Origin of the sequence: Aerococcus viridans, from assembly GCF_001543285.1 — a bacterium.
Lineage (GTDB): Bacteria > Bacillota > Bacilli > Lactobacillales > Aerococcaceae > Aerococcus > Aerococcus viridans.
The window spans coordinates 834,563-854,490 of the sequence record NZ_CP014164.1 but is presented as its reverse complement, the minus strand read 5'-3'; the positions used below and the strand labels follow the sequence as shown (position 1 = coordinate 854,490).

Annotated in this window: 15 protein-coding genes, 23 tRNA genes, 2 rRNA genes and 2 other annotated features; of the genes, 1 reads left to right on the top strand and 39 read right to left on the bottom strand. The window is 42.2% G+C overall.

The annotated features are described in order from the left end of the window. Nucleotides 1–15: 15 nt before the first annotated feature. The 14 genes from AWM76_RS04210 to mreC form a co-directional block, all read right to left on the bottom strand. The gene (locus AWM76_RS04210) at nucleotides 16–378 is read right to left on the bottom strand and encodes a Spx/MgsR family RNA polymerase-binding regulatory protein (protein WP_003140946.1); all 363 of its coding nucleotides are present in this window, start codon (nucleotides 376–378) and stop codon (nucleotides 16–18) included. 211 nt (nucleotides 379–589) lie between these two features. Next, nucleotides 590–1,450, bottom strand: coding sequence for a MurR/RpiR family transcriptional regulator (locus AWM76_RS04205; protein ID WP_003140944.1), 861 nt, complete (start codon nucleotides 1,448–1,450; stop codon nucleotides 590–592). An 89-nt stretch (nucleotides 1,451–1,539) separates the two neighbouring features. After that, entirely contained in the window at nucleotides 1,540–3,036 is a 1,497-nt protein-coding gene (locus tag AWM76_RS04200; RefSeq protein ID WP_039934605.1) for a PTS transporter subunit EIIC, read from the bottom strand. 16 nt (nucleotides 3,037–3,052) lie between these two features. Continuing rightward, entirely contained in the window at nucleotides 3,053–3,949 is an 897-nt protein-coding gene (gene murQ, locus AWM76_RS04195; RefSeq protein ID WP_003140941.1) for an N-acetylmuramic acid 6-phosphate etherase, read from the bottom strand. Nucleotides 3,950–3,962: 13 nt separating this feature from the next. Then, complete coding sequence (locus AWM76_RS04190; protein ID WP_003140940.1) at nucleotides 3,963–5,024, bottom strand: DUF871 domain-containing protein; 1,062 nt, start codon at nucleotides 5,022–5,024, stop codon at nucleotides 3,963–3,965. 205 nt (nucleotides 5,025–5,229) lie between these two features. Further along, a complete protein-coding gene (locus AWM76_RS04185; RefSeq protein WP_003140938.1) occupies nucleotides 5,230–6,432 on the bottom strand; it encodes an acetate/propionate family kinase in 1,203 nt (400 codons plus the stop codon). Between the two features lie 134 nt (nucleotides 6,433–6,566). After that, nucleotides 6,567–7,601 (bottom strand): class I SAM-dependent methyltransferase, encoded by a 1,035-nt coding sequence (locus AWM76_RS04180; protein WP_003140936.1) that lies wholly within the window; start codon nucleotides 7,599–7,601, stop codon nucleotides 6,567–6,569. 241 nt (nucleotides 7,602–7,842) lie between these two features. After that, nucleotides 7,843–8,130 (bottom strand): 50S ribosomal protein L27, encoded by a 288-nt coding sequence (gene rpmA, locus AWM76_RS04175; protein WP_016897563.1) that lies wholly within the window; start codon nucleotides 8,128–8,130, stop codon nucleotides 7,843–7,845. Between the two features lie 13 nt (nucleotides 8,131–8,143). Then, on the bottom strand, nucleotides 8,144–8,491 hold the full coding sequence (locus tag AWM76_RS04170) for a ribosomal-processing cysteine protease Prp (protein ID WP_003140932.1): 348 nt from the start codon (nucleotides 8,489–8,491) through the stop codon (nucleotides 8,144–8,146). Nucleotides 8,492–8,507: 16 nt separating this feature from the next. Further along, complete coding sequence (gene rplU, locus AWM76_RS04165) at nucleotides 8,508–8,816, bottom strand: 50S ribosomal protein L21 (RefSeq protein WP_003140931.1); 309 nt, start codon at nucleotides 8,814–8,816, stop codon at nucleotides 8,508–8,510. Nucleotides 8,817–8,831: 15 nt separating this feature from the next. Continuing rightward, nucleotides 8,832–8,907 (bottom strand) — a sequence feature (ribosomal protein L21 leader region). A 108-nt stretch (nucleotides 8,908–9,015) separates the two neighbouring features. Then, on the bottom strand, nucleotides 9,016–9,693 hold the full coding sequence (locus AWM76_RS04160; RefSeq protein ID WP_003140930.1) for an amino acid ABC transporter ATP-binding protein: 678 nt from the start codon (nucleotides 9,691–9,693) through the stop codon (nucleotides 9,016–9,018). A 15-nt stretch (nucleotides 9,694–9,708) separates the two neighbouring features. After that, a complete protein-coding gene (locus AWM76_RS10370) occupies nucleotides 9,709–11,163 on the bottom strand; it encodes an ABC transporter permease subunit (protein WP_003140928.1) in 1,455 nt (484 codons plus the stop codon). Between the two features lie 57 nt (nucleotides 11,164–11,220). After that, nucleotides 11,221–11,439, bottom strand: a binding site (T-box leader). Nucleotides 11,440–11,484: 45 nt separating this feature from the next. Beyond that, entirely contained in the window at nucleotides 11,485–12,006 is a 522-nt protein-coding gene (mreD, locus tag AWM76_RS04150) for a rod shape-determining protein MreD (protein WP_003140927.1), read from the bottom strand. Nucleotides 12,007–12,017: 11 nt separating this feature from the next. Then, nucleotides 12,018–12,935 carry a rod shape-determining protein MreC gene (gene mreC, locus AWM76_RS04145; RefSeq protein ID WP_039934600.1) on the bottom strand — a complete coding sequence of 306 codons (918 nt, stop codon included), beginning with the start codon at nucleotides 12,933–12,935 and terminating at the stop codon, nucleotides 12,018–12,020. Nucleotides 12,936–13,131: 196 nt separating this feature from the next. Between mreC and AWM76_RS04140 the strand changes: the two genes are divergently transcribed. Further along, on the top strand, nucleotides 13,132–14,199 hold the full coding sequence (locus AWM76_RS04140) for an IS30 family transposase (RefSeq protein WP_003143110.1): 1,068 nt from the start codon (nucleotides 13,132–13,134) through the stop codon (nucleotides 14,197–14,199). A 339-nt stretch (nucleotides 14,200–14,538) separates the two neighbouring features. Here the strand turns inward: AWM76_RS04140 and AWM76_RS04135 are convergent. The 25 genes from AWM76_RS04135 to AWM76_RS04015 all read right to left on the bottom strand — a co-directional run bounded on the left by AWM76_RS04135 (nucleotide 14,539) and on the right by AWM76_RS04015 (nucleotide 19,718). Continuing rightward, nucleotides 14,539–14,610, bottom strand: a tRNA-Glu gene (locus AWM76_RS04135). Between the two features lie 17 nt (nucleotides 14,611–14,627). Further along, nucleotides 14,628–14,700: transfer RNA gene (locus AWM76_RS04130), tRNA-Phe, on the bottom strand. Nucleotides 14,701–14,708: 8 nt separating this feature from the next. Beyond that, nucleotides 14,709–14,781, bottom strand: a tRNA-Asp gene (locus tag AWM76_RS04125). 6 nt (nucleotides 14,782–14,787) lie between these two features. Next, nucleotides 14,788–14,860: transfer RNA gene (locus AWM76_RS04120), tRNA-Met, on the bottom strand. A 14-nt stretch (nucleotides 14,861–14,874) separates the two neighbouring features. Continuing rightward, nucleotides 14,875–14,964: transfer RNA gene (locus AWM76_RS04115), tRNA-Ser, on the bottom strand. Nucleotides 14,965–14,995: 31 nt separating this feature from the next. Further along, nucleotides 14,996–15,067, bottom strand: a tRNA-Glu gene (locus tag AWM76_RS04110). Between the two features lie 14 nt (nucleotides 15,068–15,081). After that, nucleotides 15,082–15,169 (bottom strand) — tRNA-Ser (locus AWM76_RS04105). A 9-nt stretch (nucleotides 15,170–15,178) separates the two neighbouring features. Beyond that, nucleotides 15,179–15,252 (bottom strand) — tRNA-Ile (locus AWM76_RS04100). 10 nt (nucleotides 15,253–15,262) lie between these two features. Then, nucleotides 15,263–15,333 (bottom strand) — tRNA-Gly (locus AWM76_RS04095). Nucleotides 15,334–15,348: 15 nt separating this feature from the next. Then, nucleotides 15,349–15,421 (bottom strand) — tRNA-Asp (locus AWM76_RS04090). Between the two features lie 6 nt (nucleotides 15,422–15,427). Continuing rightward, nucleotides 15,428–15,500, bottom strand: a tRNA-Met gene (locus AWM76_RS04085). A 15-nt stretch (nucleotides 15,501–15,515) separates the two neighbouring features. Beyond that, nucleotides 15,516–15,605, bottom strand: a tRNA-Ser gene (locus AWM76_RS04080). Nucleotides 15,606–15,646: 41 nt separating this feature from the next. Continuing rightward, nucleotides 15,647–15,720 (bottom strand) — tRNA-Ile (locus AWM76_RS04075). Nucleotides 15,721–15,735: 15 nt separating this feature from the next. Next, a tRNA-Met gene (locus AWM76_RS04070) sits at nucleotides 15,736–15,809 on the bottom strand. A 20-nt stretch (nucleotides 15,810–15,829) separates the two neighbouring features. Further along, nucleotides 15,830–15,902, bottom strand: a tRNA-Ala gene (locus tag AWM76_RS04065). Between the two features lie 9 nt (nucleotides 15,903–15,911). After that, a tRNA-Pro gene (locus AWM76_RS04060) sits at nucleotides 15,912–15,985 on the bottom strand. A gap of 5 nt (nucleotides 15,986–15,990) precedes the next feature. Continuing rightward, nucleotides 15,991–16,064 (bottom strand) — tRNA-Arg (locus AWM76_RS04055). A 10-nt stretch (nucleotides 16,065–16,074) separates the two neighbouring features. Further along, nucleotides 16,075–16,159, bottom strand: a tRNA-Leu gene (locus AWM76_RS04050). A 40-nt stretch (nucleotides 16,160–16,199) separates the two neighbouring features. Continuing rightward, nucleotides 16,200–16,271 (bottom strand) — tRNA-Gly (locus AWM76_RS04045). A gap of 24 nt (nucleotides 16,272–16,295) precedes the next feature. Then, nucleotides 16,296–16,368: transfer RNA gene (locus AWM76_RS04040), tRNA-Thr, on the bottom strand. 10 nt (nucleotides 16,369–16,378) lie between these two features. After that, nucleotides 16,379–16,460 (bottom strand) — tRNA-Leu (locus AWM76_RS04035). Between the two features lie 4 nt (nucleotides 16,461–16,464). Continuing rightward, nucleotides 16,465–16,537 (bottom strand) — tRNA-Lys (locus tag AWM76_RS04030). 1 nt (nucleotide 16,538) lies between these two features. Beyond that, nucleotides 16,539–16,614: transfer RNA gene (locus tag AWM76_RS04025), tRNA-Val, on the bottom strand. Between the two features lie 6 nt (nucleotides 16,615–16,620). After that, nucleotides 16,621–16,736, bottom strand: a 5S ribosomal RNA gene (rrf, locus tag AWM76_RS04020). Between the two features lie 79 nt (nucleotides 16,737–16,815). Then, nucleotides 16,816–19,718, bottom strand: a 23S ribosomal RNA gene (locus AWM76_RS04015). Nucleotides 19,719–19,928: the final 210 nt, after the last annotated feature.

Here is a 19,928-nt window from a genome sequence, read left to right as displayed (position 1 = left end):
CTTATTTTCCTATCCTTATTTGCTTAACCAGATCCGGTCCAAAAAATCGACTTTTGATCCTGCTGTAGCGACTTGGTCGCCTACAATTAATGGTCGTTTAATTAACATGCCCTGTTCAGACAGTAAGGCTAAAAATGCCTCTTCTGACATATCGGTTAGCTTGTCTTTTAAGCCTAATTCACGGTACAAACCGCCTGATGTATTTAATATTTTTGTATATTTACCGTCTACTTGGTCCAGTGCCCAGGCAATTTCTTCAGCCACGGGTGGTTGATCACGGATGTCGATAATTTCCCCAAAGGTTAACCCTTGTTCTTCCAAGTGTTTTTTCACCTTTTGTGTTGTGGAACATTGTTTTAAGCCATATATTTTTAGCACCTGACTTCATCCTCTCTCTTTCAAGTTTCTACCTACCATCTTAGCAAATTTTGCCCTTCATTAAAAGACGATTAAATCCCTTGAAAAATCATCACTCTTAGCAAACCTGAGTGATGTAAGAAAAAAACTAGCCCTTTGGAAAAGAACTAGTCTACTTAGCAGAAATTTGCTTTCAGTTTTAAATAGGGGCTGTCCTTATTTAAAATCCTTTTTAGTCTTGGTAAAAGCTTTCGATTGCGGTGGTTGCTTCTTTAGTTAAGGCCAAATTTTGAACATGGGTGTCATAATTTTTCGTCATATAAGAAAAGAACAGCAGGTCAATGGCATAAAGCTGGGCTAACAAGGAAATGGTTGCCCCACTCCGTAACAAAGCCTCCTTGGTGTCCGCTGTATGTAAGGGAATATCGGCTAAATTGGCAAGCGTATTGGTACCCGCTTTAGTTAAGGAAATCGTTTTCAAACCCAGTTCTTTAGCCATTTTCATGACAATAGTCCCTTCAGCTCTTTCACCTGAATTGGAAATTCCAATATATAGTGAGTCTTTTGGGGCAATAGCCATGGCTGCGACTAGTTCGTGTTGGTCTTGCGTTACCATGACTTGCTTACCAATCCGGGTAAATTTTTGCCGGAAGTCTTGGGCTACAATATTTGATGCACCAAGTCCGTATAAAAAGACCACTGGACTAGCCATAATCCAGTCCGTCACTTGATCGATATCTTGGTTTAAGAGACTGACGTTGGTATCAGCAAAGACTACACTGGCATTGGTTGCCAACTTTTCTTTGATGGTATCAAGACCTTCGTCTGCATCAATATCCGTGTAGTTTAAATCGCCTCTTTGACTCGTTTGAGCAGATAAAGCGAGTTTTAAGGCGGTAAAGCCACTGATCCCAATCGAATGACAAAAACGGATAACCCCCGCTGGACTTGACTTGGCCTCTTTTGCGAGCTCGGTCGCGTTCATCTGGATAACATCTTTTGGCCGCTCTAAAACAAGTTGACCAATTTTTTGTTCAGACTTAGGTAAGTCTTTCAGCATTTCATTGATTGTTTGAAGGATATTTCTTGCCATCTTGGCACCTCTCTAACGTTTATCATTTCACAAATTTAAAGGACTGTCAGCAAGGAGTTGACAGCCCTTTTCCAGTTATTCATATCTTACTATAAATTGTCTAATGCTTCCATGGTATTTGATGGTGATCCTGTAATCTCACTTGGGGCTTGGGCAGTTTGGGGCACACCGAAGAAGTAAGTCAGGATGAAGCCACCTATATAAGCTGCAACAAGACCCATGACATATGCTGGCCATTGTCCGTCAGCAATCAATGGAATTAAGGCAACACCCGATGGTCCAATGGCAGTAGCACCAACGCCACCGATTGCACCTAAGACTGCACCACCGATACCGCCCCCTAGGCAGGCTGTGACAAAGGGACGACCTAAAGGCAGGGTTACGGCATAAATCAAGGGTTCACCGATGCCTAAAATACCTACTGGTAGAGACCCTTTAATAATGTTGGTTAATTGCTTGTTCTGGCGGCATTTTAACCAGAGCGCGAAGGCGGCACCGACTTGACCGGCACCTGCCATAGCAAGGATGGGTAGTAGTACGGTTTTACCTGTAGCCGCAATCATTTCAATATGAATTGGGGTCAGGATTTGATGTAATCCAAACATGACTAAAGGTAGGAATGTTGCACCCAAGATAAAGCCGGCAAATGCACCACCTACTTGTAATATCCAGTTGATGGCACCAACAAGTGAAGTGGAGATAAATCCTGCGATTGGCATAATCAAGAAAATGGTCATCATCCCAACAACTAGTAGAGAAATGGTTGGCGTTACGATGATATCGATGGCATCTGGAATAAATTTACGTAAGCTTTTCTCAATTAATGACAAGAGGTAAACGGCGATAATAACCCCGATGACCCCACCTTGACCTGCCGCTAAGTCGCCACCTGTAAAGATATTTGGAAGTGGCGCCTCAGGTAACATACCAGTTAAGTAAGTAACCCCTGCAACAACCCCACCAAGGCCTTCTGTTGCACCGAATACCCGGGCAGCATTAATACCAATGTAAATATTTAAGTAGGCAAATAGCCCATTTTGAAGGATTTTAAGGACAAGGAAAATGTTGTCCCACATGCCAGGCTCTAATGCACCCGCGGTCAACATATTTTGAATAATTGAGGCAATCCCACCAATAATACCGGCCCCAACGAAGGCAGGAATTAAAGGCACAAAAATCGACGCAATGACTTTTAGGGCTTGTTTAAAAGGTGTATTATTCTTTTGTTTTTGTTTATTTTTATTTTCTGCAGTGATTCGTTCAGCTTCAGAACGCCCTGAAGTTAAATCTTGGTCAAGGTTTTCTTGAACTTGGCGTCCTTGTTGGACATGCCCTTGGTCAGCCATAATAGTGGCTACCTTGGCTGCCGTCCCTGGACCTACAACCACTTGCAAGGTGTCTCCGTCTTCAACAACGCCCATGACGCCATCTACCTGTTTCAAGGATTCCATGTCAACTTTTTGGTCGTCTTTGATGTCGATCCGGACTCGAGTCATACAGTTGTACACTTTGCTCGTGTTAGTTGGTCCGCCAATATGTTGGTAAATTGCTTGTGCTAAACGTGCTTCATTACTGATTTTAGCCATGATACCCATCCCCTTATCATTTGATTACTTGGTTAACAAAACCATTGGCTGCATTTATTTTTTGACTAGCTTCTGTCGCATCTAAATTGGTTAAAATCATCACGATGGCGACTTTGACATTTTGATTGGCTGCTTCAAAATAGCGTACTGCATCTTCATAAGTACATTCAGTTGCTGCCATAATAATCCTTTTGGACCGTTCTGCTAACTTTTCATTGGTCGCTTGCACATCCACCATCAAGTTTTGATAGACTTTCCCGATGCCGATCATCGAAACTGTCGATAACATATTCAAAATCAACTTTTGGGCTGTGCCAGCTTTTAACCGTGTAGATCCAGTTAAAACTTCTGGCCCACAATCTACTTCAACAGGAATTTGAGCAAAACGGCTAATCTTCGCTTGCTGATTGCAGGCAATAGACACCGTTTTCGCACCAATACTTTGGGCGTATTGCAAGCCCCCAATTACATAAGGCGTTCGGCCCGAAGCAGCAATCCCAACAACTGTATCATTGGCATTTAAGTTCAACTTTTTGAAATCTTCTTCTGCCAAGGTCAGGGAATCCTCAGCGCCCTCAACCGCTTCAACCATGGCCTTGTCGCCACCCGCAATCAAGCCGACCACCAAGTCTGGTGAGACCCCAAAAGTCGGTACACACTCAGCTGCATCCAAGACGCCTAAGCGACCAGACGTTCCGGCCCCAAAATAAATTAACCGGCCGCCAGCTTTTAAAGACTGAATAATCATTTCAATCGCCGCTTCAATTTGTCCAAGCGCTTCCGCAATCGCTTCAGGCACCTGTTGGTCTTCCTTATTCATCAGCTCAAGTACTTGACCAACTGACATCTGGTCCAAATGCATCGTATTTGGATTCCGCTTCTCAGTCGTTAACTGATTAATTTCTACACTCATCTCTTTTCCTCCATTACTTATGCAACAATTTAAATGTTTGTCCTGGTCCAATGAAGGCAATCAAGTCTCTATCTGCCTGAGTCACCCGTCCAACCACATTCACTTTCTCATCTTCTAGTAAATCGACCTTACAAATTTGTACTTCTCCCTGGTAGCGTCCGTAGCCTTCATTATCGACAGTGATAGCGCCAAATTGTCGCGCACTAGTATTCACTGCTTTGATTGAGTCATTTGGCCTTAATTGTCGTCTTGATTCTTGGCTCCTAACCACTAAAGCTGCCGCATCTTGCCGATTAGTATGGTCACCTAAAATCCATTCCACCTGTTCAGCAACCGCGTCCCTTGCACTTTCCACCCTTAAACAAATCTTGTTTTTTTCAATATATTCTTTAAATTGAAAAAGGACATCCCTTGAAATTGCTGGATCACCGATATACACATCGTCAATATGGCCATTAGTGATTAAATCTAGGGTTCCCGCCATAGGATGCAGGCTTCGGTGGGCTTCAACCGTCGGCAAGCCAGCGTGGATTGGCCCCCTCATTTTGTCATCACCAGGGACAAAAGCCATGGTCCGAAGACCCGTCGACTTCAGCCAACGGTTGTGGTGTTTAAAGGTGTCCATACCTAAGCCAGTTTCTGGGCGCGGATAGTAGTTATGCCAAGCGGTGATATGGCTTAAATCCACTTGATAATAGCGGAGTTGATCTAGATCTTGTGCAGTCAGTGTGCTCGCATTTAAAGCGATATTAATTTCACGACTTAAACGAGCTACCGTTTCAAATCCAATGCCATAATCAATCCGCAAACCCGTAATCCCTAGATCAATGACCGGCCTGATATCTTCAAATGACCCACCAATTTTATGGAGGCTGGTCCCTGAAATATCCACGACTAGCGACAAGTCATAAGCCTTCGCGATGGCTCCAAGGTCCCGCATTCGATCTAGAAAGGCAGTGGGATCATCTTCTGGAATGTGGATTGATGTAAAAATACCAGTAAAACCAGCAGCAAACATGCGATCGATGTAATCACGGTCAATTGCCTCATTTAAATATACGGAAAAACCATACATATAGTCACCTCATTTAGTCATTATCATGCGCTATATTTCGACAACGTTTAACTTAAAATTTATTATAGCATGTTGAAATATTTTTTCAATAAATTACGATTTATCCTGGAAAATGGATATAAATGAAATTAAATTACAGCATTTGATAAAAAAATACCCAAGCTATCTCATTAGAGACAACTTGAGTCTTTTGGAAAATGTTTGATTATTCGTTAATGTTACCTAAACGTACAGTATCGCGAACGATTACTAACTCCTCGTCCGTTGGAATCGTGTAGATAGCAACTTTCGAATCTTCGCTAGAAATTTTTGCTTCATCACGTGTATCGTTTGCTGCAGCATCGATCTTCATACCGAAGAATGCCATATGGTCATCAATGATTTCTGCACGTGTACGGCCAGAGTTTTCACCAATACCTGCTGTAAATACAACGGCATCAACGCCACCCATTACAGCGATGTATTGACCAATGTATTTACGTACGCGGTCGTAGAAGATTTCTAAGGTAGTTTGTGAACGTTGGTCACCATTATCAGCTGCATCTTCAACATCTCGCATATCAGATGACACACCTGATAAACCTAATAAACCAGATTTATTATTCAAAATAGAGACCATGTCATCGATATCAGTAATATTCAATTTCTTCATTAAAAATTGAACTAAAGATGTATCAATATCACCTGAACGTGTACCCATTGTAATACCTGCTAATGGTGTGAAGCCCATAGAAGTATCAACAGATTTACCACCCTCTACAGCAGTAATAGAACCCCCGTTACCTAAATGACAAGTAATAATTTTTAAATCTTCAATAGGTTTACCCATTAGTTCAGCTGCCCGATTGGCTACATATCTGTGTGAAGTGCCATGTGCACCATAACGACGAGCACCAAATTCTTCATAGTACTCTAATGGAATAGAATATAAATATGCTACTTCAGGCATTGTTGAGTGGAATGATGTATCAAAAATGCCGACAGCAGGTTTTCCAGGCAATACTTTTTGGAAAGCGCGAATAGCTCGAGCTTCTGGTCCATTATGTAGAGGTGCAAATTCTGCTAACTCCTCAATTTTTTGAATTGCCTCATCATCTAATAACGTAGACTCTTTAAATATTTCTCCACCAGCTACCACACGGTGGCCAGTACCAGATATTTCATCATAACTAGTAATAATGTTTAAAGTGCCTAATTGGTTTAATAAGAATTCAATAGCTACTTCATGGTTATCAATATCTTTAACATCCTCAAATTTTTGGCCTTCACCATACTTAATAGAAATGTTAGAGTTACCGATTCCAATACGGTCGATTTGACCTGAAGCTACAACCTCTTCATTAGGTACTTCGTAAATTTTAAATTTTAAACTAGAAGAACCTGCGTTTACAGCAATTACTTTAGACATGGTTTCTCTCCTTTAATCTTAAATCAATATTATTTAATATACTCCATTATAACATGACATGTTTCGTTATGGTAAAGACATTAGTGTTCTATTCTCTTGAAAATGCATTTTTTGCAAAGTAGCTATTTCAAAGCCTACTTCATTTTCTCAAGAAAGTTTTCAAAAGCTCCCAAAAACTTTGGCAATTCTTCCTGACTCTTCAAGTCCGGAATTTCACCAACAAGTACATTCTCACTTTGTTTAGCCTTGTCGCCCGCTTTTTGCACTAATAAAATAGCTTTTCTAGATTTCTCATTATTGAAAAGATTGCTTGGTAGTGACAATAAAGCTTGGAAATAACCATGCTCACCTATAGCTTCAATTAAGGTCTTAATATTTTCATCTTGGATAAGGCCAGCAGGCACAATATAAATACCCCAACCATTCGGTTTCAAGTAACGTAACCCTTGTTCTACCATCAAATAATGAACAAAAGCATGTTGACCTTCCTCACGGTTTTTAGCTGAAGAATAGGTGTCAGCTACTTCATCTACAGGATAATAGCCTAAGGGTAGGTCACCTACAATTAGATCACTTGGTGGGACAATCAGATTTTGTAATGAATCTCCTAAATATAAATTAGCTGGGATATCTTGTAGACGGGTGGAAACGTCCGCGATTGACAACATTAAGTCATCGTTATCATAACCAAATCCTTGAATTTTATAACCAGATGCCTTCAAAGCGTTATAAATAATGGCGTACAAGTTTCCAGTCCCCATTGTCGAATCAAAGAAGGTGATCTCCGTATGGTCTGCTTTATCAGCTAAATGCCCATGGTCTACCAGTTTAGTAGCAAAGTACCCCATTAAAACCGCGATAGCTTCAGGTGTCATATGATAATTAGCTTGTAATTGATCAGCTTTTTCCCCTTCAATAAAGGCAAATTGAACCGCCTTACGAATGTCTTCAGCTTCATATTCTTGGAGATTGATATTACTATAAATCTCTCTCAATTGTTCAGCTTCTTCATCACTTGGTCGTTGGTCGATTTGTTGCACTTCACCATCAGCAAGATTTTGCAAAGTTTCAAATAAAGCTTCTAGGTAAGAAAACTCCAGCGCTTCTTGAATCAAAATCGTTGAGTCATGCAATACACCAAATAATTGGTTGATATTTTCTACTGACATAGTACTTCCTCTCTCTCATTATCCTACTACATACCTATTTTCAACGAAGGATAGCTTCCTGTCAATCATTGCGGTTATAGTCTGTCTTAAAACACACAATAAGCCATCACAGATACATCCATCTTGTCTTTATGCCAAAATAGCATCAATAACCTAAGCTGTTCTAGATAGATTATAGGATTTTTTTCAGGCAAAAGAAAAGCGCCTGAACCTTAAGTTCAAGCGCTCTATTCATATCAGATTATTCAGCAGCTACTGGGTAAACTGATACTTGTTTTTGGTCACGGCCTTTACGTTCGAAGCGAACGATTCCGTCAACTTTAGCAAATAAAGTATCGTCTCCACCGCGTCCTACGTTTACACCTGGGTAAATTTTAGTACCGCGTTGACGGTATAAAATTGAACCACCTGAAACTTCTTGACCGTCAGCACGTTTAGCACCTAAACGTTTTGATTGAGAGTCACGACCATTGGCAGTAGACCCGCCCCCTTTTTTATGGGCGAAGAATTGTAAATTAAATTTCAACATGGGATAACCTCCTCTAATATTTCGTTGTTTTGGATACATGTATAAAGTCACCGTAATTGGCTTCAACGTCTTCAGACAAGGCCAAATAGCAACTTGTTAATAACATTTGAGCAAGTTCACCCTGCTCTGTAGAGAGATCCTTGGTTAACTCAACATACAAGTAACCGCCATTTTCTTCATCGGCTTCAATAAGTGGCTCGATACTTGCCATACGTGTCAGGTTATTCACTGTCGATAAAACGACTGCGGATACTCCTGCACAAACAACATCTTGCCCATATTCACCAGCAAAGGCGTGGCCAGAAACTTCAAAGCTAACAAATTGATCTTTCTCGTCAGTTTTAAAGATTGCTTGAATCATAACATCACACTTTTAATTAAGCATTGATTGAGTCGATAACAACTTTAGTGTATGGTTGACGATGACCTTGTTTACGGTGAGAATCTTTTTTAGCTTTGTATTTGAAAGTAGTTACTTTCTTTTGACGACCTTGTTTTTCAACAGTTGCTTCAACAGTCGCACCTTCAACTAATGGTGCTCCTACTTTAACATCGTCACCACCAACAAAAACTACTTGATCAAAAGTAACTTTGTCTCCTGCTTCTGCATTTAATTTTTCAATGTAGATAGCTTGTCCAGCTTCAACTTTAATTTGTTTTCCACCAGTTTTAATAATTGCGTACATCTAACGCACCTCCTTATATAGACTTAGACTCGCCACGACACGTGGTCTTTCGACACTTAAAATACGATATCATGCGCGGTTGCAGTGTGGTGCTCACACTTTTTACAACATCATATATATTACCAAATTAACCTAACCACGTCAAGAAAATCATCATGATTAAGTTAAATAGTTGATAAAATCTAGAATTTAGCTTAGATTATTTTGCGAATTCAGTCGATGACTCAATTCTAGTTCCAATTTGTTTACCGAACTCAGTATCATGGGTAACAATCAGAATGGCTTTACCTTGGTTTTTAGCTAAGGCCGTGATAAGGCCACCGATTTGATTAGCAGATTCTCTATCCAAAGCTGAAGTAGGTTCATCAAAACACAAGACACTTGGATTTAGCATTAAAGCTCTAGCAATCGCCACCCGTTGCTTTTGACCACCAGACAATGTTGATGGGAAAACATCTGCTTTATCAGATAAACCAACATCCGCTAATAGTTTTTTACCATCTTCAATCAATTCTTCTTTGTTTTTAAGCCCTTGTGCTAAGGGTGCTTCAATCAGATTTTGAATCACGGTTAAATTTGGGAACAATTGATAATCTTGGAAAACCATGCCAAGTTCATTTTGATAAGCTCGACGCTCACTATTTGAACTATAGACAGCTTTAGTACCGTTATCCTTTGATAAGACCTTACCGTTAATTTCAATCGTACCACGGTCTGCTTCTTCAAGATTGTTTATAATACGCATGAATGTCGTTTTACCCGTCCCTGAACGCCCTAATAAAATCACAACTTCACCAGGATTGATTTCAAAATTATAATCTTTAATCACTTGGTTATCCTTATAAGCCTTATTTAGTCCTGCTACTTTTAATGACATACGATGACCTCCCTTTTACCATTTCAATTGATTTTCAAATTTACGTAAGACAAATGTAAGTACTGCTGTCACGATTAAGTAAATCGCCCCAGCAACTAAGTAAGGTGCTAGCGATGCATAGGTATTAGCAGCGATATTTCCGGCTCTTAGTAACTCGCCAAGTCCGATCACATAAACTAATGACGTATCTTTTACTAGGGAAATCACTTCGTTACCAATTGAAGGCAATACAATATTCACTACTTGTGGTAAGATAATTCTTCTAAAACCACGCATTTTACCAATACCTAATACAGAAATACTTTCATATTGACCGTCCGGCACTGCTGAAATACCACCTCTAAAGATTTCTGCAAAATAAGCTGCATAGTTAATCACATATGCTAGAACAGCTGCTGGGAATCGATCCATGGCGATACCAATATATGGTAAACCGAAGAAGATCACCATCAATTGAAGCATTAGTGGACTACCACGCATGATGAAAACATAAGCTTCAATAATTGCTTGTAACCATTTTGGTCCAAACACGCGTAAGATGCCGATTAAGAAACCGATTGGTACTGAAATGATTAATACGATTGCGAATAAAAGCAACGTGAGTTTTAATCCGTTTAATAATGATGGTAATACTGTCATCACAATATTTGATGAGCCCGTTGATTCTGAATCTTCACCAAACCATTTCGCTTCAATTTCAGCATATGACCCGTTTTGTCTTAATTCTTCAATCCCCGCATCCACTTGTTCTTTTAATGCAGTATCTGATTTTCTAAAACCAACCCCCATCGGTTCAATAGATGTTTCATCTACAAAGTACTCATATTCATCTAAAGTCCCTTTTTGGTTTAATGTATAGCGAGAATAGATATCCCCAGCATAGATAGCATCCACACGGTCAGCATCCAAATCAGCAAATACTTCATTGTATGAAGGATATAAGACTGGTTCATCAGCTAATTGGTTGTATAGGTCATCTGGCCACTCTTGCATGAATGTTAAGGATGTTGATCCTGATTGAGTGGCAATGGTTTTACCTGCTAAATCAGAAAGCTCGTCAATATCTGAACCCTTCTTACTAATAACCATTTGTCCAGATTCGATATAAGGTTCTGAGAATAAGACCATCTCTTCACGTTCTGGTGTGATGCCATAACCATTCCAGATCATATCGATATTACCTGAATTTAACTCAGTTTCTTTCATCACCCAATCTATTGGTTGAAATTCTAAATTCCACCCATAAAGGTCGGCTACAGCATTGGCCAGGTCGATGTCAAAGCCGACTAATTCACCTGACCCATCACGGAACCCCATTGGCGCAAATGTATCGTCTAAACCGATAACATAAGTTTCGCCGCTCGTATCCTCAGATTCTGTTGCTTTGACCGATGTTTGTCCTACAGCAAAAACTAATCCTAACGATAAAATAATTGATAATAATATACTGCTAAATGTAAAATTCTTCATTACTTCCACCCTCCAGTTGAATAAAAAAACGCCCTTCTACACCAAACTCCGTTGGTATAAAAGGACGTGAAATAAACGTGGTTCCACCTTTTTTCATAGTAACCTCACGATTACTATCTCTGCGTGTCAGACTTGACACTGTGATTAACGCTCACGCACGAATTATCTTTAATAATTTGCTCTTGGGTGTGTAGATACGATTTTTATACCTATTCTCAACTTCGCTAGGCTCTCTTTAATAAAAGGTTCGTAACCTCTTCCAATCAACACTTTTCATATTTGTAAATTCATTATAATCATGTTTTAATTTTTAATCAAGCATTATTTTTCAAACCAAATCACTAATTTCTGAATTAGCCAAATAAAGATAAAACCTAAAAAGGCATTGAATAATAACGACGGAATATAGTTCTGACTTAAAAAGTAATAATAGCTACTACTATGTATATCGATTAAGTAGTATAAAGCATAGATAAAATGCGTATACCCGGTATAAACAATAAGGATCCATAACCAAATCGTATAAAAGTTCATCGGGAATTTTTTAATAACCGTCCGAGTAAGGATTACTATCATGGGGAATAGGAATAAATTCACACCCAAGATTGAAGAATAATAGGCATCATATATAAAACCTATGACAATACTGACTAAGAATATATTCGCATCATTTATTAAATATACGGCCAGTAATGTGATCACCATTAGCGTAAACTGAGGACTGATTTGAAAGTTCTCACTACCTAAACTGTAGGATAGCATGGTCATGACACTACCGTCTAACAATAGAATCAAGAATACAAAACCTGGGATCAAAAAGTTATTCTTAAAAAAATGTAACATACTGACCTCCCCTATTCTTCACTAGCTGAAGAGGCAGAAGATGATTCATCAGCTTGGTCCTCACTATCAACAGATGAGTCGCTTGAAGAGTTATTCAAAGTCATGACAACTAATACAGTTCGGATATCTTTAAAGTCAGCAGCTGGTTTTACTCTAACAGACTGAGACAAGCCAAAGTTATCAGATGAAGCTGAAGTCACTTCACCAATAATTAACCCTTCTGGAGATACCCCACCAAGCCCACTTGTTGTCACAGTGTTACCTTCAGAAATTTGAGCATCTTTCGGCACTTGTTCAAGAATTAATTCCTGTGATTTTTCATCATAGTCGGATAAAATACCAGATACAATACCATCATCCGTTTGAATACTGACAGCAACATTAGTCATTTGATTATTTTCAGTAATTAATAACTGAACTTTAGAACTAGTAGCAGATACTTCTGTTACATGCCCAACAAGACCACTCTCAGTCATTACAGACATGTTTTTCTCAACACCACTATTGGCCCCTACATCAATTGTAATTGAGTCTAACCAAGTATCTGGTGATCTAGAAATAACTGATGAAGCAATTACATTTTTACCCACCAAAGACGGTTTTAAGTCTAGTAAGGCAGATAATTCTTCATTCTCACTTTGTAATATCTCATTTTGAGCCTCTAGTTCCTCAAGCGAAGAAATTTGGCTTTTCAATCGTTGGTTTTCTTCATAAGTGTTCATTAAATCGTTAATTGAATCTGTAAAGCGCATCATCGCATTCGTAGGTGTAGAAACAAATCTACCCACAACCGCGGTCACATCATTCACCCATAAGATTGGTTTGGGCATCTGTGATTGACTAAATATAGAGTAGGCAATCATACTGAATGAAGTGATGACACTAACAAGCAGGACAATTAATTTTTTATTTTCAAAAAATCGTCGCAATATTATCCATCCCTTCACTTACATATGGTATTTATTATAACAAAGTCTAAAGTTAATTTGTAATGTTTATCTATGCATTTCCATTTTTAATATTTAGGTAAATTGTAAAATGAAATGCATAAGGAAATAAACAAAAAAATCATGTAGATACGATATACTTGTTAGCAACCAAACCAAAAGTATAAGGGGTATCTACATGACCAAAAATAATTGTATCACAGAAAAGCGCACCTTCAAACAACTTACTGACATCCAACGCGGAATGCTGGAACAGATGGCGAAAAGCGGCACCTATAAACAAGCTGAAATGGCGCGAGAATTAGGGGTCAGCCAACCCACTGTTTCTCGTGAGTTGAAACGCGGTAGAACGCGCCAGCTTGACTATAAGCGCAATTATTACGAGCAGTATATTGCCGCCTCAGGCGCACGGGTTTATAAAGAAAATCGTGAGAACTCGCATGCGCGGGATCATAATAAATATTCTGCGGCTTTCCTTGCTGCCTTACCTGAAAATCTAGCACCCAAGAAAGGGTTGCGGATTCATAGTGTGGATACTTTTGTACACTCTTATAGAAAGTTGCACCCTGACGAACGCGTACCATGCACGAAGACCGTTTACGCTTTGATAAATGCTGCCGTACTTCCAATCCGTAATATCGATTTGCCTATGAAGACTAGGATGCGGCCACGAAAAACAACCGTTTCTGAACCTAAAGGTCATAACGCTAAACACTTGGGACGCAGTATCGAAGATCGCTCTCCAGAAGTACTCTCGAGGGAAGAATTTGGGCATTGGGAAGTCGATTTAGTATTAGGTAAGAAAACAAAAAATGAGCCTGTCATCATCACTATGGTTGAACGGAAAACACGCTACTGCCTCACTAAGAAAGTTTGGGGAAAAGGCGCAGCGCTGGTTCAAAAAGGCGTGCTTGACTTGATGAAAAAACAGGGGCTAGAACAGTTCAAGTCACTCACAACTGATAACGGCTCTGAGTTTTCAAGTCTGTCTCTTATCGAAAGCATCGCTGAAGACGTTCAGGTTTTCTTTACTCATGCGTATGCTTCTTGGGAGAAAGGAACGAACGAAAGGCATAACCGCATGCTCCGAGAATTTATCCCAAAGGGAGTCACTCTGCGTCCATTGTCCTATTCGTATTTACTGGAAGTAACCGATACGATCAACCACAGACCAAGAAAAATAATGGGCTATACAACACCTGCAGAACGCCTTCAGGAAGAACTGGCCGATTTACAAGCAGCTTAAGGTGTTTTGTTGGTTCTATAGGATAAGAGGATAGGTTAGCTGAGTCAAGAGCCGCTTTGCTCCTTCTCTTGACTCAGCTAACCTATCCTCTTGGGTCAGAACCACCAACAACTCACCTGAAAAATGGTAAGGGATGAAACACTCCCTGCCGTCAATGGCTTCAAAGCATTGGTAATACTGGATTATTGAGTAATTCGCTGTCTATAAAGGTTTTTAAAATTTTTTATGCATTTGATATTGCAATTAAGCTTTTTAATATTTATTTTAGGATAATCTTAAGAGAATATAAAATGAATAAAAGAAAAAGGGAAGCTTTCGCCTCCCTTTTCAACAATATTATGACCCGTACGGGACTCGAACCCGTGTTACCGCCGTGAAAGGGCGGTGTCTTAACCGCTTGACCAACGGGCCAGTTTAAAATATTACAATGGTCCGAGACAGATTTGAACTGCCGACACCTTGAGCTTCAATCAAGTGCTCTACCAACTGAGCTATCAGACCTAAACCAACGGTCCCGACGGGAATCGAACCCGCGATCTCCTCCGTGACAGGGAGGCGTGATAACCGCTACACTACGGGACCATCTCATTGCGGGAGTAGGACTCGAACCTACGACCTCCGGGTTATGAGCCCGACGAGCTGCCAACTGCTCCATCCCGCGATATTAATAATAAAAGGAGGATAAGGGATTCGAACCCTTGCACGCTTTTACACGTCTGACGGTTTTCAAGACCGTTCCCTTCAGCCGGACTTGGGTAATCCTCCAAAAGTAAAAATATAAAGCTTTATCAAGCTATGACCCGTACGGGACTCGAACCCGTGTTACCGCCGTGAAAGGGCGGTGTCTTAACCGCTTGACCAACGGGCCAAAATATATAAAAGCGGAGAATAAGGGATTCGAACCCTTGCATCGCTTACGCGATCTAACGATTTAGCAAACCGTCCTCTTCAGCCTCTTGAGTAATTCTCCAAATATCAATGGGCCTGAATGGACTCGAACCATCGACCTCCCGCTTATCAGGCGGACGCTCTAACCAGCTGAGCTACAGGCCCATAATACTAAAGCGGGTGACGAGAATCGAACTCGCGACGATAGCTTGGAAGGCTATGGTTTTACCACTAAACTACACCCGCATATTATTTTATTTACGGTCCCGACGGGAATCGAACCCGCGATCTCCTCCGTGACAGGGAGGCGTGATAACCGCTACACTACGGGACCATCTCATTGCGGGAGTAGGACTCGAACCTACGACCTCCGGGTTATGAGCCCGACGAGCTGCCAACTGCTCCATCCCGCGATATTAATAATAAAAAGGAGGATAAGGGATTCGAACCCTTGCACGCTTTTACACGTCTGACGGTTTTCAAGACCGTTCCCTTCAGCCGGACTTGGGTAATCCTCCGAGGCAATAAAAAATATATTTCATATAATTCCATACAAGGATGGACCTTGTAGGACTCGAACCTACGACCGGACGGTTATGAGCCGTCTGCTCTAACCAACTGAGCTAAAGGTCCAAGTAAATTATATAATAGCGGCGAAGGGGATCGAACCCATGACCTCCCGGGTATGAACCGGACGCTCTAGCCAGCTGAGCTACACCGCCATATTATACATCTAAATAAGTGGAGAATAGCGGGATCGAACCGCTGACCTCCTGCGTGCAAAGCAGGCGCTCTCCCAGCTGAGCTAATCCCCCACATTAGAATCGGGAAAACAGGATTCGAACCTGCGACCCCTTGGTCCCAAACCAAGTGCTCTACCAAGCTGAGCTATTTCCCGGGTCATGCACCCAGCAGGATTCGAACCTGCAACCGCTTGATTCGTAGTCAAGTACTCTATCCAGTTGAGCCATGGGTGCTTGTATAAAATGCCGAGGACCGGGGTCGAACCGGTACGAGGTTAACCCTCGCAGGATTTTAAGTCCTGTGCGTCTGCCTATTCCGCCACCCCGGCATATTATAAAATGTATTTATATGGATGTCCTTTCGAACAAAGCGGAAAACGGGGTTCGAACCCGCGACCCCCACCTTGGCAAGGTGGTGCTCTACCACTGAGCTATTTCCGCGTATTTAAATATCAAAGATATTAATGCCGGCTAAAGGACTTGAACCCTCGACCCTCTGATTACAAATCAGATGCTCTACCAACTGAGCTAAGCCGGCTAATATATAATGCGGGTGAAGGGACTTGAACCCCCACGCCTTGCGGCGCCAGATCCTAAATCTGGTGCGTCTGCCAATTCCGCCACACCCGCATAATGACCCGTGTAGGATTCGAACCTACGACCCACTGATTAAAAGTCAGTTGCTCTACCGACTGAGCTAACGAGTCATGGTGGAGAATGAGGGGCTCGAACCCCCGACATCCTGCTTGTAAGGCAGACGCTCTCCCAGCTGAGCTAATTCTCCGGGTTTGCATGGCAACGTCCTAGTCTCACAGGGGGCAACCCCCAACTACATTCGGCGCTAAGAAGCTTAACTTCTGTGTTCGAGATGGGAACAGGTGTGTCCTTCTTGCCATCATTACCACACAATATTTATATGAGCTTTTGTTCGCTCAAAACTGAATCTGTAAGTCGTCTACCATTCCATCATACAATCTTATATCCATTGGATAAGTCCTCGACCGATTAGTACTAGTCCGCTCCATACATCGCTGCACTTCCACTTCTAGCCTATCTACCTGATCGTCTCTCAGGGGTCTTACTATCTTAAAGATATGGGAAATCTCATCTTGAGGAGGGCTTCACGCTTAGATGCTTTCAGCGTTTATCCCATCCACACATAGCTACCCAGCGATGCTCTTGGCAGAACAACTGGTACACCAGCGGTGTGTCCATCCCGGTCCTCTCGTACTAAGGACAGCTCCTCTCAAATTTCCAACGCCCGCGACGGATAGGGACCGAACTGTCTCACGACGTTCTGAACCCAGCTCGCGTACCGCTTTAATGGGCGAACAGCCCAACCCTTGGGACCGACTTCAGCCCCAGGATGCGATGAGCCGACATCGAGGTGCCAAACCTCCCCGTCGATGTGAACTCTTGGGGGAGATAAGCCTGTTATCCCCAGGGTAGCTTTTATCCGTTGAGCGATGGCCCTTCCATGCGGAACCACCGGATCACTAAGCCCGACTTTCGTCCCTGCTCGACTTGTAGGTCTCGCAGTCAAGCTCCCTTCTGCCTTTACACTCTGCGAATGATTTCCAACCATTCTGAGGGAACCTTTGGGCGCCTCCGTTACATTTTAGGAGGCGACCGCCCCAGTCAAACTGCCCGACTGACACTGTCTCCCGACCGGATTACGGTCGCGGGTTAGAGTGGCCATGTCACAAGGGTAGTATCCCACCAGTGCCTCCACCGAAACTAGCGTTCCGGCTTCAATGGCTCCTACCTATCCTGTACATGTCACACAGACACTCAATATCAACCTGCAGTAAAGCTCCATGGGGTCTTTCCGTCCTGTCGCGGGTAACCAGCATCTTCACTGGTACTACAATTTCACCGAGTCTCTCGTTGAGACAGTGCCCAAATCGTTACGCCTTTCGTGCGGGTCAGAACTTACCTGACAAGGAATTTCGCTACCTTAGGACCGTTATAGTTACGGCCGCCGTTTACTGGGGCTTCAATTCGTACCTTCGCTAATGCTAAGCACTCCTCTTAACCTTCCAGCACCGGGCAGGCGTCAGCCCCTATACGTCATCTTTCGATTTTGCAGAGACCTGTGTTTTTGATAAACAGTCGCTTGGGCCTATTCACTGCGGCTGACCAATGGTCAGCACCCCTTCTCCCGAAGTTACGGGGTTATTTTGCCGAGTTCCTTAACGAGAGTTCGCTCGCTCACCTTAGGATGCTCTCCTCGACTACCTGTGTCGGTTTGCGGTACGGGTTGTTTGTATCTAACTAGAAACTTTTCTTGGCAGTGTGACGTCAGCAGCTTCGGTACTATATTTCCCTCCTCATCACAGCTTGTCTTTAACACGAAGCATTTCACTCTGTGTCAGACTCACTGCTTGAACACGAATCCAATAACGTGCTCTGCTTAGCCTCCTGCGTCCTTCCTTTGGTCAAACAATACAAACAAGTACAGGAATCTCAACCTGTTGTCCATCGCCTACACCTTTCGGTCTCGGCTTAGGTCCCGACTAACCCTGGGAGGACGAGCCTTCCCCAGGAAACCTTAGTCATACGGTGGACGGGATTCTCACCCGTCTTTCGCTACTCATACCGGCATTCTCACTTCTAAGCGCTCCACAAGTCCTCTCGATCTTGCTTCTCTGCCCTTAGAACGCTCTCCTACCATATCCATGCGGATATCCACAGCTTCGGTGTTCAGTTTAGCCCCGGTACATTTTCGGCGCAGGGTCACTCGACTAGTGAGCTATTACGCACTCTTTAAATGATGGCTGCTTCTAAGCCAACATCCTAGTTGTCTAAGCAACCCCACATCCTTTTCCACTTAACTGAAACTTTGGGACCTTAGCTGGTGGTCTGGGCTGTTTCCCTTTCAACTACGGATCTTATCACTCGCAGTTTGACTCCCGGATTAAAATATTTGGCATTCGGAGTTTATCAGATTTCGGTAATCCTAGATGGACCCCTAGATCAAACAGTGCTCTACCTCCAATATTCATCATCCGAGGCTAGCCCTAAAGCTATTTCGGAGAGAACCAGCTATCTCCAAGTTCGATTGGAATTTCTCCGCTACCCACACGTCATCCCCGCCTTTTTCAACAGACGTGGGTTCGGGCCTCCAGTGCGTTTTACCGCACCTTCACCCTGCACATGGGTAGGTCACTTGGTTTCGGGTATACGACTACATACTCGACGCCCTATTCAGACTCGCTTTCGCTATGGCTCCGTTTCTTCAACTTAACCTTGCATGCAATCGTAACTCGCCGGTCCGTTCTACAAAAAGTACGCCATCACCCATTAACGGGCTCTGACTGCTTGTAAGCGCACGGTTTCAGGTACTATTTCACTCCCCTTCCGGGGTGCTTTTCACCTTTCCCTCACGGTACTGGTTCACTATCGGTCACTAGGGAGTATTTAGCCTTGGGAGATGGTCCTCCCGGATTCCGACGGAATTACACGTGTTCCGCCGTACTCAGGATACAGACTAGCGTTATTGATCTTTCGTCTACGGGATTGTCACCCTCTGTGATTGGCCTTCCCATGCCATTCGACTAAATCTTTAACTACATATCGTCTGTCCTACAACCCCAAAGAGCAAGCTCTTTGGTTTGGGCTCTTTCCGTTTCGCTCGCCGCTACTCAGGAAATCGAATTTTCTTTCTCTTCCTACAGGTAATGAGATGTTTCAGTTCCCTGCGTCTTCCTCTCAAACTACTATGTATTCGTAGCTGAGTAATTGCCTATCAAAGCAATTGGGTTCCCCCATTCGGAAATCTCCGGATCAAAGCTTACTTACAGCTCCCCGAAGCATATCGGTGTTAGTCCCGTCCTTCATCGGCTCCTAGTGCCAAGGCATCCACCGTGCGCCCTTATTCACTTAACCATTGGTTAAGTTGTATGATTCGCGAAAAGTAATTTGCTTACTTTCATTGGTTTTTTACTCTTGGTAAAATTGGAATTTCTTATATTAATTATCTCCTGGTAGAAAATAATTAAATAAGAGGTTTATTACTTACAGTATTCAGTTTTCAAAGAACAAAATATATACAAGAGAGATAAATCTCTCAAAACTAAACAAAGAAGCGTCAAACAC

Bases quoted from the DNA above. Each gene is read 5' to 3' on its own strand.
- AWM76_RS04205 (WP_003140944.1), bottom strand. From the start codon at position 1,450: ATGGCAAGAAATATCCTTCAAACAATCAATGAAATGCTGAAAGACTTA.
- AWM76_RS04200 (WP_039934605.1), bottom strand. From the start codon at position 3,036: ATGGCTAAAATCAGTAATGAAGCACGTTTAGCACAAGCAATTTACCAA.
- murQ (WP_003140941.1), bottom strand. From the start codon at position 3,949: ATGAGTGTAGAAATTAATCAGTTAACGACTGAGAAGCGGAATCCAAAT.
- AWM76_RS04190 (WP_003140940.1), bottom strand. From the start codon at position 5,024: ATGTATGGTTTTTCCGTATATTTAAATGAGGCAATTGACCGTGATTAC.
- AWM76_RS04185 (WP_003140938.1), bottom strand. From the start codon at position 6,432: ATGTCTAAAGTAATTGCTGTAAACGCAGGTTCTTCTAGTTTAAAATTT.
- AWM76_RS04180 (WP_003140936.1), bottom strand. From the start codon at position 7,601: ATGTCAGTAGAAAATATCAACCAATTATTTGGTGTATTGCATGACTCA.
- rpmA (WP_016897563.1), bottom strand. From the start codon at position 8,130: ATGTTGAAATTTAATTTACAATTCTTCGCCCATAAAAAAGGGGGCGGG.
- AWM76_RS04170 (WP_003140932.1), bottom strand. From the start codon at position 8,491: ATGATTCAAGCAATCTTTAAAACTGACGAGAAAGATCAATTTGTTAGC.
- rplU (WP_003140931.1), bottom strand. From the start codon at position 8,816: ATGTACGCAATTATTAAAACTGGTGGAAAACAAATTAAAGTTGAAGCT.
- AWM76_RS04160 (WP_003140930.1), bottom strand. From the start codon at position 9,693: ATGTCATTAAAAGTAGCAGGACTAAATAAGGCTTATAAGGATAACCAA.
- AWM76_RS10370 (WP_003140928.1), bottom strand. From the start codon at position 11,163: ATGAAGAATTTTACATTTAGCAGTATATTATTATCAATTATTTTATCG.
- mreD (WP_003140927.1), bottom strand. From the start codon at position 12,006: ATGTTACATTTTTTTAAGAATAACTTTTTGATCCCAGGTTTTGTATTC.
- AWM76_RS04140 (WP_003143110.1), top strand. From the start codon at position 13,132: ATGACCAAAAATAATTGTATCACAGAAAAGCGCACCTTCAAACAACTT.